8 protein-coding genes are annotated in these 16,482 nt (G+C 44.0%); 5 read left to right on the top strand and 3 right to left on the bottom strand.

All coding sequences use genetic code 11. The features are described from left to right. The first annotated feature begins 64 nt into the window (after positions 1-64). From DUT71_RS12985 to DUT71_RS12970, 4 genes are read left to right on the top strand one after another with little or no spacing between them, the layout of a single operon-like run. Positions 65-1,153: an efflux RND transporter periplasmic adaptor subunit gene (locus DUT71_RS12985; protein ID WP_113662977.1), complete on the top strand. Its 1,089-nt coding sequence runs from the start codon at positions 65-67 to the stop codon at positions 1,151-1,153. Positions 1,154-1,155: 2 nt separating this feature from the next. Continuing rightward, a complete protein-coding gene (locus tag DUT71_RS12980; protein WP_113662976.1) occupies positions 1,156-4,272 on the top strand; it encodes an efflux RND transporter permease subunit in 3,117 nt (1,038 codons plus the stop codon). Between the two features lie 6 nt (positions 4,273-4,278). Next, complete coding sequence (locus DUT71_RS12975) at positions 4,279-5,592, top strand: TolC family protein (RefSeq protein ID WP_113662975.1); 1,314 nt, start codon at positions 4,279-4,281, stop codon at positions 5,590-5,592. A gap of 19 nt (positions 5,593-5,611) precedes the next feature. Continuing rightward, positions 5,612-6,475, top strand: coding sequence for an N-acetylglucosamine kinase (locus tag DUT71_RS12970; protein ID WP_113662974.1), 864 nt, complete (start codon positions 5,612-5,614; stop codon positions 6,473-6,475). A gap of 4 nt (positions 6,476-6,479) precedes the next feature. Here DUT71_RS12970 and DUT71_RS12965 read toward each other — a convergent pair whose 3' ends face one another. Together DUT71_RS12965 and DUT71_RS12960 are read right to left on the bottom strand one after the other, a co-directional pair. Next, positions 6,480-6,755 (bottom strand): PID-CTERM protein-sorting domain-containing protein, encoded by a 276-nt coding sequence (locus tag DUT71_RS12965; protein WP_162796041.1) that lies wholly within the window; start codon positions 6,753-6,755, stop codon positions 6,480-6,482. A gap of 155 nt (positions 6,756-6,910) precedes the next feature. After that, positions 6,911-7,375 (bottom strand): hypothetical protein, encoded by a 465-nt coding sequence (locus tag DUT71_RS12960; protein WP_113662972.1) that lies wholly within the window; start codon positions 7,373-7,375, stop codon positions 6,911-6,913. 58 nt (positions 7,376-7,433) lie between these two features. Here DUT71_RS12960 and DUT71_RS12955 point away from each other — a divergent pair, with 58 nt between their 5' ends. Continuing rightward, positions 7,434-11,168, top strand: a complete 3,735-nt coding sequence (locus DUT71_RS12955) for a S8 family serine peptidase (RefSeq protein WP_113662971.1) — start codon at positions 7,434-7,436, stop codon at positions 11,166-11,168. A 238-nt stretch (positions 11,169-11,406) separates the two neighbouring features. On the opposite strand, the gene DUT71_RS12950 is transcribed toward DUT71_RS12955, so the two are convergent. Beyond that, the gene (locus DUT71_RS12950) at positions 11,407-16,458 is read right to left on the bottom strand and encodes a T9SS type A sorting domain-containing protein (protein ID WP_205313933.1); all 5,052 of its coding nucleotides are present in this window, start codon (positions 16,456-16,458) and stop codon (positions 11,407-11,409) included. Positions 16,459-16,482: the final 24 nt, after the last annotated feature.

Raw genomic sequence — 16,482 nt, 5'->3', positions numbered from 1 at the left:
CTTAGCTACTGAAATAAACGAAGCATAAACCATTTAACTTCTATACCGAATACAAACTATTAAAATGAAAAAAAGGTATATATTCTATCTTGTATTGGCACTCGGACTTGCCTACCTAGTTTATTACAGAATTACTGAAAATAAAAAAATTGAAGGCGGCGGCCCAGGCGGTGCGGGTGGTGGAAAAGGCGGCAAAGGTAAAGGAGGAGCCCCGTTAAACGTTGATGGAATTATTGCCGCTACCAGTGATTTTTCAAGCAATTTGGACATTACGGGAAGTATTGAAGCCAACGAAGCCGTAACTTTAAGAAGCGAGGTAGCTGGTTTGGTTACCGGTATCTACTTCAAAGAAGGAAGCAATGTAAGCAAAGGCACCGCCCTGGTTAAGATCAACGACAGAGATATACAGGCACAACTTAAAGAAGTGCTGACCCGGCAAAACTTATCTGCAAGTAACGAAAACAGAGCCAGGCAACTGCTGGCAAAAGGTGCCATCAGCCAAGAGGAATACGACACTTCTTTGGCCGAATTACAGGCGCTGAAATCACAGGTACAGTTAATTAGGGCACAGCTTGCCAAAACAACTATCCTAGCTCCTTTTAGCGGTAAAGTGGGCTTACGCAATATTTCTGTAGGCGAGTACATTACCCCAAGCACAAACATTGCCAACCTACTAAGTATCAACCCGGTAAAAATCAATTTTTCTATTCCAGAGAAATACGTTTCGCAACTAAAACCAAACAGTGCCATCTCATTTAATATTGATGGCAGCAATAAAACGTTCTCTGGAAAAGTATTTGCCATAGAGCCCGGCATCAACCAAGCTACCAGGACCCTACAAATTAAAGCCTTGGCGCCAAATGTTGGCGGCGAACTGCTCCCGGGCTCTTTTGCCAAAGTGAAATTGGCACTAGCTACCATTAAAGATGCCATATTGATCCCCACAGAAGCGGTAATACCCGTGCTTAAAGGCAAAGTAGTTTACATTGCAAAAAATGGCAAGGCCCAACAAGTACCTGTGGAAACCGGTACCAGAACGGCAGATAGAATCTTAGTGCTTTCAGGCCTGAATATCGGCGATACCGTACTTACTACAGGTGCCATGGCCCTGAAACCTGATGCAGATGTGAAAGTTAAAATAGCCAAGAAGTAAGCATGAGTATTTCAACCACCAGTATCAAAAGGCCCGTGCTGGCCATTGTGATGAACCTCATCATTATCCTTTTCGGGATAATTGGCTATAATTTCTTGGGTATACGGGAATACCCTTCTATCGATCCTTCTATCATTTCGGTACGTACCTCCTATCCCGGGGCCAACTCTGACATCATCGAATCCCAGATTACGGAGCCGCTAGAAAAATCCATCAATTCCATTGACGGGATCAGGAACATCACCTCGTCCAGTAACCAGGGCACCAGCAACATTACTATTGAATTTAATCTTGGAAAAGATATTGATGTGGCGGCCAATGACGTTCGCGACAAGGTATCGCAAGCTGCGAGGAATTTACCAAAAGATATTGACGGGCTGCCCATCGTAAGTAAGGCCGATGCCAATTCAGACGCGATCATTTCCATGACGATACAGAGCGATAAACGTGGCGTAACAGATTTGAGTGATTTTGCCGAAAACGTAATTGCCGATAGGATACAAACCATACCAGGGGTAAGTAGCATGCAAATTCAGGGACAGCGAAAATATGCCATGCGGATTAGGATAGACCCTGCTAAACTGGCTTCTTACGGGCTTACTTCGCAGGATATTGTCTCAGCACTGGACCGAGAAAACGTTGAGCTTCCTTCGGGAAAGCTAACGGGAGCTTCTACCGAGCTTACCGTTAAAACACTCGGCAAGCTTACCAATGCAGAACAGTTTAACAATTTGATCATTAAAGCAGATAGCAGCAGCGTGGTAAAACTTCAAGATGTGGCAGTGGCCGAAATTGGCTCTGAGAATGAAGAAACTGTACTACGCGAATCGGGGAAGCCGATGGTGGCCGTGGGGGTTATCCCGCAACCAGGGGCCAATTATCTCGACATCAGCAAGGAATTCTACAAAAGGTTTGAAAAACTGCAGGCCGATATGCCCAGCGATATCAAACTTAAGGTTTCCTTAGATACCACACAGTTCATCAAACGATCGGTAACCGAGGTAGCCGAAACTATTCTGATTTCACTGGTGCTGGTAATTCTCATCATCTACCTTTTCTTTAGAGATTGGGGCATTGCCTTTAGGCCATTGATCGATATCCCGGTTTCCTTAATCGCTACCTTTTTCATCATGTACATTTTTGGCTTTTCCATTAATGTACTCACATTATTGGCCATTGTTTTGGCCACAGGCTTAGTGGTTGACGACGGAATTGTGGTTACCGAAAATATCTTTAAAAAAGTAGAAGAAGGCTTATCTCCAATTGAAGCGGCCATTAAAGGTTCCAATGAAATTTTCTTTGCCGTAATTTCAATATCCATTACGTTGGCGGCTGTTTTCCTTCCCGTAATCTTTTTACAAGGCTTTGTTGGCCGTTTATTTAGGGAGTTTGGGGTCACCATTGGTGCAGCGGTACTCATTTCCGCCTTTGTATCACTTACGCTTACCCCAATGTTAAATGCCTATCTGATGAAAAAGGGCGGGCACAAACCTTCCAAGTTTTATCGCATAACCGAGCCTTACTTCATCAAATTAAATGAAGGCTATCACACCAATTTAGAGAAATTCCTAAAACGCCGCTGGTTGGCCGCTCCAATTATACTGGTTTGTGCCGGATTGATTTTCCTTTTCTGGAAGGTATTGCCCAAAGAAACCGCACCTTACGATGACCGAAGCGCCATCAACATGAGCGTAACCACCCCAGAAGGCACTTCTTTTGCCTATACCGATAGGTTTATGATGAAAATTAACCAAATGGTTTTGGATTCGGTTCCGGAAAAAAATGTTAATATTACCATTACTTCGCCAGGTTTTGGCGGTGCGGGCTCAACCAATTCGGGCTTTGTAAGAATGGGCTTAGTTGATCCGGGAAAGAGGGAAAGAAGCCAAAAAGAAATTGCGGAGCAACTCACCAAAATCACCCGCAAATATACCGAAGGCAAGGTAACCGTTACCCAACAGCCCACCATTTCTGTAGGCCGGAGAGGCGGCTTGCCGATAAGTTACATTATCCAGGCACAGAATTTTGAAAAACTTAGGGAGAAAGTCCCGTTGTTTATGGAAGAAGTATCACAGGATCCAACTTTCACCACTTCCGACGTGAACCTGAAATTTAACAAGCCAGAAATTAACCTTACCATTGATAGAGACAAAGCCAAAAACCTAGGGGTTTCTATTGTAGATATTGCACAAACCCTACAACTGGGCCTAAGCGGGCAGCGCTTTTCCTACTTTTTCATGAACGGCAAGCAATATCAGGTAATTGGACAATTTGATGTAAGCAACAGGAAAGACCCACTTGACCTAAGTTCGGTTTATGTGAGAAATGATAAGGACCAACTGATCCAGTTGGACAACCTAGTAACTGCTAAGGAAGAAAGTAGTCCTCCACAATTGTACCGTAATAACAGGTTTATTTCCGCTACGGTTTCGGCAGGTTTAGCTCCAGGCAGAAGTATTGGTGATGGGATTGAGGCCATGGATAGAATTGCCGCCAAGGTTCTCGACGAAAGTTTTACCACCGATTTAAGTGGCGAATCCAGAGACTTTAAAGAAAGTTCCTCCAACACCATGTTTGCTTTTGGATTGGCGCTTTTACTCGTTTACCTCATCTTAGCGGCACAATTTGAAAGCTTTAAAGATCCAATCATCATTATTTTAACCGTGCCCATGGCCGTTGCAGGAGCATTTCTATCCCTTTGGCTATGCGGGCAAAGCTGGAACATTTTTAGCCAAATTGGCACCATTATGCTCATTGGCCTGGTAACCAAAAATGGTATCTTGATTGTTGAATTTGCCAACCAGCTTAAAGAACAGGGCAAGTCGGTACAGGAAGCCATTAGAGAAGCTGCCGTTTCGAGGTTGCGCCCAATTTTAATGACCAGTTTGGCCATTGCCATTGGAGCCTTGCCTATTGCCATGGCCTTGGGTGCAGCAGCCAAAAGCCGCATGAGCATGGGAACAGTAATTATTGGAGGTACACTTTTCTCGCTGATACTCACCCTCTTTGTAATCCCGGCCATTTATTCCATGTGGTCAAAAGAGCACAAAGAAAACACCGACCTTAAGCAATCGCTAGCTGCGGCATTGGCCGATGAAGAAAAACCGAAAAACCAATAGCGCAAAATGAAAATCAAATCATACATATACGCCACCCTCGCAATTTGCTTATGTAGTATTTCAACGGTTTTCGCACAGGAAAAACTGACTTTACAAGAAGCCATCAGCATTGCTTTAAAGAATAACTACGACATTAAGCTGATCAAGAACGAAGTAGAGATCGCCAAGAACAACTCCAATTGGGGCAATGCAGGAATGTTGCCTGTGCTCACCGGAGATTTTTCGACAGGCGGCAGCAGGCAAAATACGGTACAAACCCAAGCCAGCGGTACCGAACGAAGAATTAATGGCGCCAGAAATAGCAATATGGGCTACGGCTTTGGCATTAACTGGACCGTGTTTGACGGTTTTAGCATGTTTGCCAATTATGAACGCTTAAAAACTTTGGAGCAGCAGGGCGAAAAAAATGTAAATACCCAAATCCTCAACACCATTACGGAAGTGCTTACCGCATATTACAATATTGCCAAGCAACAACAATTAGTGATTGCCGCCGACAGCACCATTGACGTTTCGGCATTACGTTTACGCATAGCGGACAGTAAGCTGAAAATAGGCCGCGGTTCAAAACTTGATGTGGTAGCCGCACAAGTAGATTACAATACCGACACTTCCACCTACCTTCAGCAAAAAAACCTGTTGAACAACTACATGGTGGCACTAAACAGGCTCTTGGCAAGAGACATCAACATCAAGTTCGCGGTAGATGATTTTTTCGACATTGACGGAAGCCTTAACTACACAACCCTTGCTTCGCAACTTGAACAATTAAACCCAACCTTGCAAAGTGCCATCCTAAACCAACGAGTAGCAGAGCTGAGCTTGAAACAGGTTCAAGGTAGTCGCTACCCACAAATTAGTGTTAACAGCGGGTATGATTTTAACAAAAGCGAATCGCCCACTGGATTTAACACGCAGTTTAGGGCTCGGGGCTTTAGCTATGGGCTAACAGCTAGCATCAATATCTTTAATGGCTTTTTACAGCGCCAAAACGAACGCAATGCCAAAGTGAATATCAACACGGCAAAAACACAAGTAGAGCAAACCAAACAAAACCTTGTTGCACAGCTTACCGAAGCCTACCAAGACTATACTACTTTTTTGGAATTGGTAAAATTAGAACAAGGAAACGTCAGTCTGGCTAATCAAAATTTAGACATTACTTTGGAAAAATACAGGCTTGGCAATATTACTCCCTTAGAATTGCGTGAGGCCCAAAGAAACGCCATTAATGCCAACAACAGGTACCTTGAAATCAAATACCAGGCAAAATTGTCGGAAATCTATCTAAAACAGATTAGCGGTACGTTAAATTTGTAATATTTTTTTATTTTAGGGGATGATTTTAGTTGCAGATAGCGGCTCGTCCAAAACAGACTGGATGGCCTACAGCCCAAGCCAAACACTTTCATTCAGTACCCAAGGCATTAATCCATATTTTGCCAATGCCCAAGATGTGGTAAGGATTCTTTCGAAGAACAAAGATATTTCGGCAGTGGCCAACCAAGTTAAAGAGGTTTACTTTTTTGGTGCAGGCTGTTTAAATCCCGATAAACATGAGATCATCTCCAATGGTCTTTCCTCTTTTTTCAAAAATGCCTTTATCAGTGTAGATCATGATTTACTGGGCTCAGCTTATGCCACCTGTGGCGACAAAAAGGGCTTGGCCTGCATTTTGGGCACCGGCTCAAACATTGCCTATTACGATGGACAGAATGTTTACAACGGCAAGCATGGTTTGGGCTATATTTTAGGAGACGAGGGTTCTGGCACCTATTTCGGCAAAAAAATGCTGATTTCCTTCCTGCACAAATCTATGCCAGCTGATTTACGGGAGATTTTTGAGGAAACCTTCCAGATCACTAAAGACATTGTGGTCGAAAACATTTACCAAAAACCTTTCCCTAACTCCTACCTTGCCACCTTTAGCCGATTCATGGTGCATCATAGACAGCATCCATTCATCCAAAAGACTCTGAGGGACGGCTTTCAAGAGTTTATCGACTCGAACGTTAGGGATTATAAAAACTACAAAACCCTAGAGTGTAATTTTGTGGGCTCTATCAGCTACTACTACCAAGAAGAATTAAGAGCCGTGTTTGCAGAAAACAATCTTAAGATTGGCAAAACACTACAAAAACCGATCGAGGGTATCTTCGAATATATCTTAAAAAGAGAAGGAATATTAGAGCAAGCCGGTTAGGAAACTAAGCGGCTGCTGAAGTTTTATTTTGCTTGCGTTTATCGTAAACTTTTTTAATCCCGTAGGCCACCCCTGCGGCCACCAAAATACCAGCACCGCCATCTATTGGCACATCATTATCAGGATCGCAATCATCCAAAGCCGAATCTGGGGGGCAAGGAGTTCCAGGTCCGTCGTCTGGTTCAGGATCATCTTGAGCTATAGCATAATTACAGACAGAAACTGCCAAAACAACCAAAAAAAACGCCTTGTAAATGGTTCTTGTTATGTTATACCTCACAAATATTATCAATTATAAATAGTCAACCAGATGTAGTTTATACAAATATGACTGCAATTATAGATTTTTTTAATTGAAAAAAAGAATTTTTCTGATAAAAATCACTCTTTACAGCTCTAACAATCAGTTTATTACCAACGCATCAAGGCCTACATTCAGTAAGCCGCTTTATAATTGATACTGATATCCAGCTTAACCTTTTTCTCTGCCACAATTTCAACGGCATTAACTTCGCCTTCACCATTAAAACTATTAGCAAAATAACTGCTTTTTTCCTCTACGGTAAAAATGGAATATTTACCAGGCGGCAGTTCGCAGCTATAAAACCCTTGGGAGTTAGATTTTACCGTTTTCACCAATATGGCATTAATTTTTGAGAACAGTGGAGCCTGCCCTTCCACATCTTTAAACGCAACAACCTCATAGATATTGATTTGCCGTTCAATCGGTTTTCCCACACTTGCTCTTGGCTCATCTGGCGATGGCATCATATTCCCCTGTACCCAATAAACGTGGCCGTATATGCCTTGTGCAATCGCTGGTTTTGATTTGCTTTGTAATGTGCAGTTCACAAACAATAGCGCTAAACATAAAATTACTATATTTTTAATGGAAGTCATCTAATTATGCTTAAAATTGTGGCTTCAAAATAATCATTTATTTAGATTTATTAAAATTATGCCCCGCAACCTTAAGCTAGGATTGTCGCTCTTGATTTATACCGGAATATTCAGCTATCTACCTCTTTATTCGCTTGCCCAAGCTAATCAGCGCAACCAAACCAATACTGCGTTTTTAAAGGAAAATGCCGCTACACTGGAAAAGGTGGAGAACGCAAAATTAACCCGGGCATTTTCATTGGCCCTAGAAAAAGGCTGGGAAACATTTGGCATCACAAAAGAAGGAAAAGTGTTTACCCTGCAGGGCGTAGACGATTTTGGCATGCCGTTGTATAAAATCACAGAAAACAATTCCATTTCTGCGGCTACCATTAACACCAACAGACTTTATACGGGTGGTTCTTTAGGACTTAACTTAAGCGGGAGCACCCTGCCCACCGACAAAATTGCTATTTGGGACGGAGGTGCGGTTTTAACTTCGCATATCGAATTTCAAAACAACCGTGTGGAAGTAAAGGATGGAGTTAGCGGCAGTTCTACCCATGCTACCCATGTTGCTGGAACCATTATGGCCATGGGCAAAAATCCCAACGCAAAAGGGATGGCATTTGGACTGCCGAAGCTGCTTTCTTTTGATTTCAACAATGACAACTCCGAAATGTCAAATTATGCGGCCTCCTTATTGCTTTCCAACCACTCGTACGGGGCAATTGCCGGGTGGTACGAAAATACAAACGCCATACCCTACCGATGGGAATTTAGAGGACAGGCGGGAGCCAATGAAGACTATAAATTTGGTTACTACGATAGTGATGCAAAGGAATGGGACAGGATTTGCTACAACGCTCCGTTTTACTTACCTGTTAAATCGGCCGGAAACTATCGTAACGACAATGGCCCACCCGTTGGCTCAACTTATTACAGGTTTAACGCCAGCGGTAGTTTGGTAAATGCTGGTCCACGGCCAGAAGGCATATCCAACAATGATGGCTATGATATATTAGGCACTTATGCTGTAGCCAAAAACATTATGACGGTGGCCGCGGTAAACCCACTACCTTACGGCACGGTAACGCCAAATGACATCACCATTTCTTCGTTCAGTGCTTGGGGCCCCACAGACGATGGCAGGATTAAGCCTGATATTGCGGCCGATGGCGTAAGCGTAACCTCTACCAGCAATACCAGTAATGATGCCTATACGACCTATTCAGGCACCTCCATGTCGGCGCCAAGTGTAACCGGGTCACTGGCATTACTGCAAGAACTTTACGATCAGAAAAATAGCGCTTTCATGCGTGCTGCTACGTTAAAAGGACTAACCATAGCTACGGCAAGTGAAGCCGGTGTTGCTCCCGGACCAGATTATATTTTCGGTTGGGGTTTAATGAATACCGAGAGCGCCGCAAAAGCAATTTTGAATAACGGAGCAAAAAGCATGATTGCCGAACGCGTATTAGCCCAAGGCGCTAGCGAGACATTTAACATTGTAGCCTCTGGTGACGGCCCGGTGATTGCTACCATTTGCTGGACAGACCCTGAAATTGATGTAATACCCGTTGCCAATGCCCTGAACAATCCAACGTTGAGATTGGTCAATGATTTGGACATGAGGGCCAGCGATGGAACAGATACATTCTTCCCCTGGATTTTAGATCCGGCAAATCCATCTGCTGCCGCCACAAAAGGCGATAACTTTAGGGATAACGTTGAGCAGGTTTACATTGCCAATGCCGTGCCAGGCAAAACCTATACCCTTACCATTAGCCACAAAGGCACCTTGCAAAGAGGGGCCCAAGCCTATTCGTTAGTGGTTACCGGAATTGGTGGAAATCCTTATTGCAGCTCAATGCCAACATCGTCCAATGACTCGAAAATAAACAGCTTTAGTTTTGCCAACATCAATTATACCGCATCGGCGGGATGTACGTCTTACCAAGATTTCACCCAGCAGACCATTGAGCTAGAAAAAGCGAAAACCTATCCCCTAAATATTTCACTTGGTACCTGTGGAAATAATAGCAACAAGATTGCCAAAGTGTTTATCGATTGGAACGCCGATGGCGACTTTAATGATGCCAACGAACTGGTTGCTGTTAGTCATGTCATCAGTGCCTCTGGACTGTTTACTGCCAACATTACCGTACCTGCAACCGTGAGTGTAAACAACTTTTCGTTGTTGCGAGTGGTACTGTCGGAAACCAATGATGCCGCCATGGTATCAGCCTGTGGCAACTACGCAAAGGGCGAAACACAGGATTATCGGGTGAAGTTCCTAAACCTTACCACAGATGTTGGGGTTACCGCCATTAAGGAACCTTTAACTAACTGTGCTACCCCTCAACAAACGGTTAGTGTAGTGATCCGAAATTTTGGGACCCAGAATATTTCCAATATTCCAGTAAGCGTTACGGTAAAAGACGGGAATACTACTGTAGCTACGTTAAATGACGTTTTCACCCATACCATTAAGCCTTCTGAAGAAAGAGAATTTACCCTAACTGGATCTTACGGTACCCAGCACGGCAAAACGTACACCTTAACCGCTAAAACCAACCTAGCTACCGATCCAATTTCTACCAACAATGAGCAAAGTTTGGTCACGCAAATTGCTTTAGTGCCCAGCGTGAGCGACCAAACTGCTTTTTATTGCAGCGATAGCAAACAGTATCAATTAACCGGCAATGGTGATGGTGTTATTTATTGGTATAAGGATGCTACCGAAACCACTCCATTTGCTTATGGCAATAATACCAGCACCGCTACCGCACCAAATAATGGCAAGTTTTACGCAGGCTTAAATGAATATAGCAGCACCTTTGGCCCCAAAAACAAATACGAAACCAGATTGGGGGGAGGTTCTTACCTGCAAACAAGTGGAGGCGTGCTTATACGTACTTTTGCGCCAACCATTTTGGAAAGCGCCCGCTTATATATTGGCCATTCGGGAACAATTAGGTTTTACATTAAGAACAGCCAGGGTATGGAGATATCCAGTAGCACCGTTAAGGTAACTGCCACAAGAAGTACTCCTGTAGATGGCCCGGCTGAGGACGATTTAACAGATCAGGGGCAGGTGTACACCTTAAACCTCAAAATTCCCGTTGCTGGCAATTATAGCATTCATGCCGCGTACGAGGATGGCGCAACTATTTTTAGGAACAACACGGTACCAAGATCTATTTATCCGCTTAGCTCTCAGCTTGACGTATTCAATATCATCGGAAATGATGCAACCGGCCCGCATGCGTATTACTACTATTTTTACGACCTTAAGGTTAAGGCCTTTGGTTGCCTTGCCAACCAAAGAGCTGAGGTGCCATTAACCACCGTATCAATAAGTAAAACAGGAAATAGTTTGGTTTCAAGTTCGGCCACGGGCAACCAATGGTACTTAAATGGTGCTAAAATTGATGGCGCAACTTCCCAAATTTTTCAGCCAACTACACCAGGGAGATATCAGGTTTTGGTGAGTTTTGGCAACAGCTGTACTTCTTTTTCAAGTGAGCTGCTCTACCTGCCCAATGATCAAAACGACAATGAAATTAAGCTTAAGGTATTCCCGGTTCCTGTATCAAAAATACTCACAGTGGCTTTTGAGGTACCCGAGGCTAAACCAGTAACGATAAGTATAGCCAATGTGATTGGGCAAAGGGTGTACGAACAAAGCAAGGGCCTACGTGCGGGTACGCTCATGGAAGAGGTGGATGTTTCAAAGCTAGCTGCCGGAACTTATATCCTAAGCATTAAAGTGGGCGACAAGGTGTATGCTGAAAAGATCATTGTAATTTAACCACTCCAAAGTGCGCTCTAGTGTAGTGGCCGCCTGAACTACCATTTGGCCATTTGTACTGTATTGGCAGGTTAAACCTTATTGCAGCGGCATCCTTTTGCACAGCGCAGCTGCAAAAGATATAGCGGAAAGAAGGGCTTGCCTGAATTGAATGACGGAGATTGATTTCCCTATCTTTTCAAGCAAAAAAGGGAATGCCTTATGACATTCCCTTTGGTGTTTATTGTTACAAATGGCTTTATTGTTTTACCAATTTGGTTTGCCCCACTCGTTGGTTGCCGTTTTCGTACACCTCTACGATGTAAAGCCCCGAAGCGTAGTTTGCGATATCAAACTCCTGGCCTTCCAATAAATTGGCTCTGGCTACGGTTTTGCTCAACAGCACTTGTCCGGTTGCATTTACGATTTTAAGGGTTTGCTGATTGGCTTTTAAACTTCCATTGTATTTAACGGTAAAGCTTGAAACTACCGGGTTAGGGAAAATACCAACAATGTCAAGTGTTCCGTTAACTTCGCCATTGTAGTTGATTACCTGTGGCTGGGTTGGGTTTTCTGCACCGTTGTTGTCTATTTGCAATAACCTGTAATAGTTGTTGCCAATTAGCGGGTTTTTATCGATGAAAGCATAGCTAGAGTTGTTGCCCTTGGCTGGCTCGGTGTGCAATTGTACGTATTTACGATCGTCGCTTGCTCTTTCTACCACAAATTTGCTGTTATTAGATTCGATAAGTGTTTTCCATTTTACCGATACCCCCTGGCTAACTTTGGCAACTGCAAACGAAGCGTAAGTTACCGGAAGCACGCCCGAGTTCTCGAAAGAAACGCTGAACCTATCGGCACCATAACTTGCGGTGTTGTTGATATCAACGCTGAAAGTATGTGTGCCGCCGTTTGGCATATTGGTGGTGGTTCCCAAAAGGTTATCATTAAGTTTCACTAAATAGCCCGCCGGTACGTCTTTATATTTTACCTGCAATTGGTAATTACCATTTCCATTCAGCTTATCGATATCAAATTTAACTTGTGAACTTTCGCTGATTTCTGGCATATAGTTGATTACCAGCTTCCTGCTATCACTCGACAAACTAGATAGGAACACTTTCTGCTCTCTTGAATCCTTGATGTAGGAAACATCTTCGGCAACGTTGAACTGGGCTGCTTTTCCTGACTGGAACAGCACGGCGGTTTCCTCTTCAAATTGATTATCTTGGTTTTTAAGCGTTAGCCTTAACTCGGTACGTGGTACGGCTGCTGTAACGTTTGCGCTAGGTGCTACGGAAACCTTTTGCAGGGCTAGCCTATCGCGAGCTGGCGCTGACATTAACAAGACTGGTGCCTGGGTGCCAACTTTGGCATTCTCAGTAAAGGTTAAGCTACCTGAGGCACTTGCCGATTGTACAAAGAAACCTTGTCCTGCAGGGATAATGTTGCTACCCACACCCGCTGGAACGCCAACCGAGCCATCGTAAGTGGCATAGCTTTTGGTAGCTGGGTTCCAAATTCTGATCACATTGTTAAGCAGTTGGTTTTTTAAGATACCTGCCGAGTTCCAATCGATGCTGGAGGCGTAAGGATTGCCTACCAGGTTATAGCCGCTTGAAAGCGGAACATTTACATCCTGCTGGTTCAACGTACCCTCGTAGGTCATGGCAAAACTCTCTGGATCAATAAAAGGCGGTGTTATTTTGTCGGTAAAATTCGACCTATCGCCACGATAGAACAGATAAGCGCCTCTACCTACGGAAATTGGCGTGTTGATGTTAGCCAGCGGTACATAATCATTCGACTCATAAGTCCAAGCGCTGGGTGAGTTATTGGCAGATGGGTCGAAACCGTTTGTAGCGCCACCAGCACCTGTAACGATCATGTTATTGATAAACTGCGTATAGTTATAGGTTCTGTTTGAAGCGTTCCCGTTATCATAAATTGGTGATGATAACATTCTATAGGTTCTATAAATGGCTTTATCGCCTCCGGTAAGGAACCTTCGTACCTTTACATTCCCTATAATTGCCGAACTTGAAGGAATGGCCTCAACACGTGCTGAACTTGAAGCATTTGACGTTAAGGTTAAATGGCCGTTTGCCTCCAAATTGGTTCCCGGATCCAGTATCAACACCCCTGTTGGCGTAATTTCAAAGTTTCCAGATCCCAATGATTTGGTAGCATTATTGGTAAATATCACATAAGGGAACCTAACTGTTGAAGTGGTAGATAGTTCTTGTGCTGAAATTCCATCAAAAGTAACAATACTATTGGCCGAAGGAGTGAAAACACCTCCATTAAAAGCAAAGTTACCTGATACATTTAAGCCTTGGCTAATTAACAATGTACCTCCTGTTTGGGTATAATTGCCATATACTATCGCAAAATCAATACTTAAGGCACCTGCCCCTGTAGAAACAACGGTAAGATTGTCTGCCGAAAAAGCGTCACTTAAAACAGGTGTGCTTCCCGAAGTTTGTGCGGTAGCATTCCATACAAAATTAGAAAAGGTTTGGCCACTGCCCGCTACCGTTCCGTTATAAGTGGTGTAACCCGAAACCTCGCAGATGGAGCCATATTCCCATAAAAGGTTTGGAATAGTACCAGAAGAAACGGTGAAATTGTGCCGATATTTACCTCCGTCAACAACTTGCAAGGTACTTCCTGTATTTACGATGGGACGGGCGTTGTTCACGAGGGTTCCTTCTAACAGAAAATCTACGGCAGCCGCACCATTATTAATGGTCAGGGTTCCCCCGTTAAGATTTACCTGTGCACCGCTTTCAACTACCACGTCATCAATGCTAAGGTTATCGGTGATATTGATGGTATGGGTGTTTCTAACTACAATGCCCCTCGAAGCAATTGTAGGAGCCTGGGTTGAAGGTTGCCAAGTGGTATTGTTTGATGAGCTTTCCCAACTTGCGGAATTACTCCAATCACCCGATAGTACGGCACTCCTGAAATAATCGTTGGCAGCACTTGCTCCCACCACGGTAATGTTCCCTGTTGTATAAGGTGTTTTAGTACCATCGGTTACATTGGTTGCAGTAAGCTTGGTAGATACACTTGCGGAGTTTAGTGTTACTGGAATGCCCGTATTTACACCATCTATCAAAGCGGTGTTTGCCGGCAAAACTGCCGAAGGATCATTAGAGGTAATTCCAACTTCATCTGTAATGCCTAAAATGGTATTCCAGGCAATATCTACCGCTCTTACAGTGATATTGAATGAAGTTCCGATAGCTTGGTTGGCCGGCAAACCAGTTTTTCCATTAGGGGACCCGGCAAGGTAAGTTTCGCCAGGAAGTACAATCAGCAAACCCGCATAAGGACCAATGTTTACTACAAAGTTAGGACTTTGGCTTGCGGTTTTGGTATTGTCAGTAACGTTTGACACGGTTAGTGCCCGGTCATTAGCGGAACTTCCAATACGATAGGTTGCAAATGAATTTAAAGTACCATTAATTAATGCGGTGTTTGGAGGTAGCTGCGCATAAATATCATTGGTGGCTGTAAAAGAAACGATGTCATTAACCGTAGTAACGGTGTTTCCGTAAGCGTCTACAGCTTTTACAAATATGCTGAAAGGCTGCCCGGCAACTTGACTATTTGGCGTTCCGGTTTTTCCCGCTGGAATTCCTTGCACCGCAGTTTCTCCGGGCAATACCAAAACTAATTTTTCAAAGTCTCCGGCAGTTATTGTAATTGGATTGGTCGTAAAAGATGTTTTGGTATTATCTGTCACATCGTTTACGGTAATGGTATGTGTATTTCCAGCAGCTCTTAACGTTGCCGTAAAAGTTCCTGTACCTGCTGAAAGTGGCAGGTTATTGGTAGTAAATGAACCTGTTACATCTGTTGTGGTCAATTGCACCACGTCGGTTACGTTATTTACGAAATTCCAATTATCATCTACAGCTCTTACCTCAAACGAGATGTTTCCACCTGCGGGCTGGGCAGCTGCGCTTCCCACATTACCTGTAAGTGTTCCCGGAGCGTAAGTTTCTCCAGGCAGGGTAATAAGCAGTTTTGTAAATTCGCCCCTGTTTACCTCAAAATTGGCACTGGTGCTGGCCAAAACAGCCGGCTCAGTAATGTTAGAAGCTATCAACTGGTAATCGGTATCAGCCCTTCTCAAGGTAACGCTAAAGGTGCCGGTACCTGCGGTTAAATTTGCGTTTGATGGCAATACCGATGAGGCATTATTTGAGGCAACGGCATTTGTTATGGCTACTTCATCCGTAACGGTTGACACCACGTTCCAGTTGTCATCAACCGCATTTACCACTACGTTAAATGGAGCACCAGCATTTTGGATATCTGGTGTGCCTGTTTTTCCTGAAGCAGTATTGGGTGCGGCTGTTTCACCAGGGAGTAATATCTGTAGTTTAACAAATGGGCCCGACACTACCGCTGGCAATGTTTGGCTATAGGCCGTTTTAGAGCCATCAGTTATATTGGTGGCAGTAATCTCAGGGGTTTCTGCCAAAGTTTTAAATACCAGGTTAAATAAACTAGGCCCGCTGGCAGATAGGGCAGCATCCGCCGGAGGCGTAAAATTAGTTGCTCCTGTTGCAGAAATGGCAACCATGTTGGTTGAACTAATGCTATTCCAATATTCGTCTACGCCGTACACCGCTACGGTATAATCAACGTTAGCTACCGGTGCGGTTGCGGTTCCCGTTTTTCCTGTTGGTGTACCCGGTGCATAGGTTTCTCCGGGCATTACCATTAACAATTTGGTAAAGGCGCCTAAGGCCACCTCAAAATTGGCACTGGTGCTGGCCAAAATAGCCGGCTCAGTAATGTTAGAAGCTATCAGCTGGTAATCGGTATCAGCCCTTCTCAAGGTAACGCTAAAGGTGCCGGTACCTGCGGTTAAATTTGCGTTTGATGGCAATACCGATGAGGCATTATTTGAGGCAACGGCATTTGTTATGGCTACTTCATCCGTAACGGTTGACACCACGTTCCAGTTGTCATCAACCGCATTTACCACTACGTTAAATGGAGCACCAGCATTTTGGATATCTGGTGTGCCTGTTTTTCCTGAAGCAGTATTGGGTGCGGCTGTTTCACCAGGGAGTAATATCTGTAGTTTAACAAATGGGCCCGACACTACCGCTGGCAATGTTTGGCTATAGGCCGTTTTAGAGCCATCAGTTATATTGGTGGCAGTAATCTCAGGGGTTTCTGCCAAAGTTTTAAATACCAGGTTAAATAAACTAGGCCCGCTGGCAGATAGGGCAGCATCCGCCGGAGGCGTAAAATTAGTTGCTCCTGTTGCAGAAATGGCAACCATGTTGGTTGAACTAATGCTATTCCA

Origin of the sequence: Pedobacter nanyangensis (assembly GCF_003313505.1) — a bacterium.
GTDB lineage: Bacteria > Bacteroidota > Bacteroidia > Sphingobacteriales > Sphingobacteriaceae > Pedobacter > Pedobacter nanyangensis.
The sequence above is the reverse complement of the archived record's forward strand: the minus strand, read 5'-3'. Positions and strand labels throughout refer to the sequence as shown.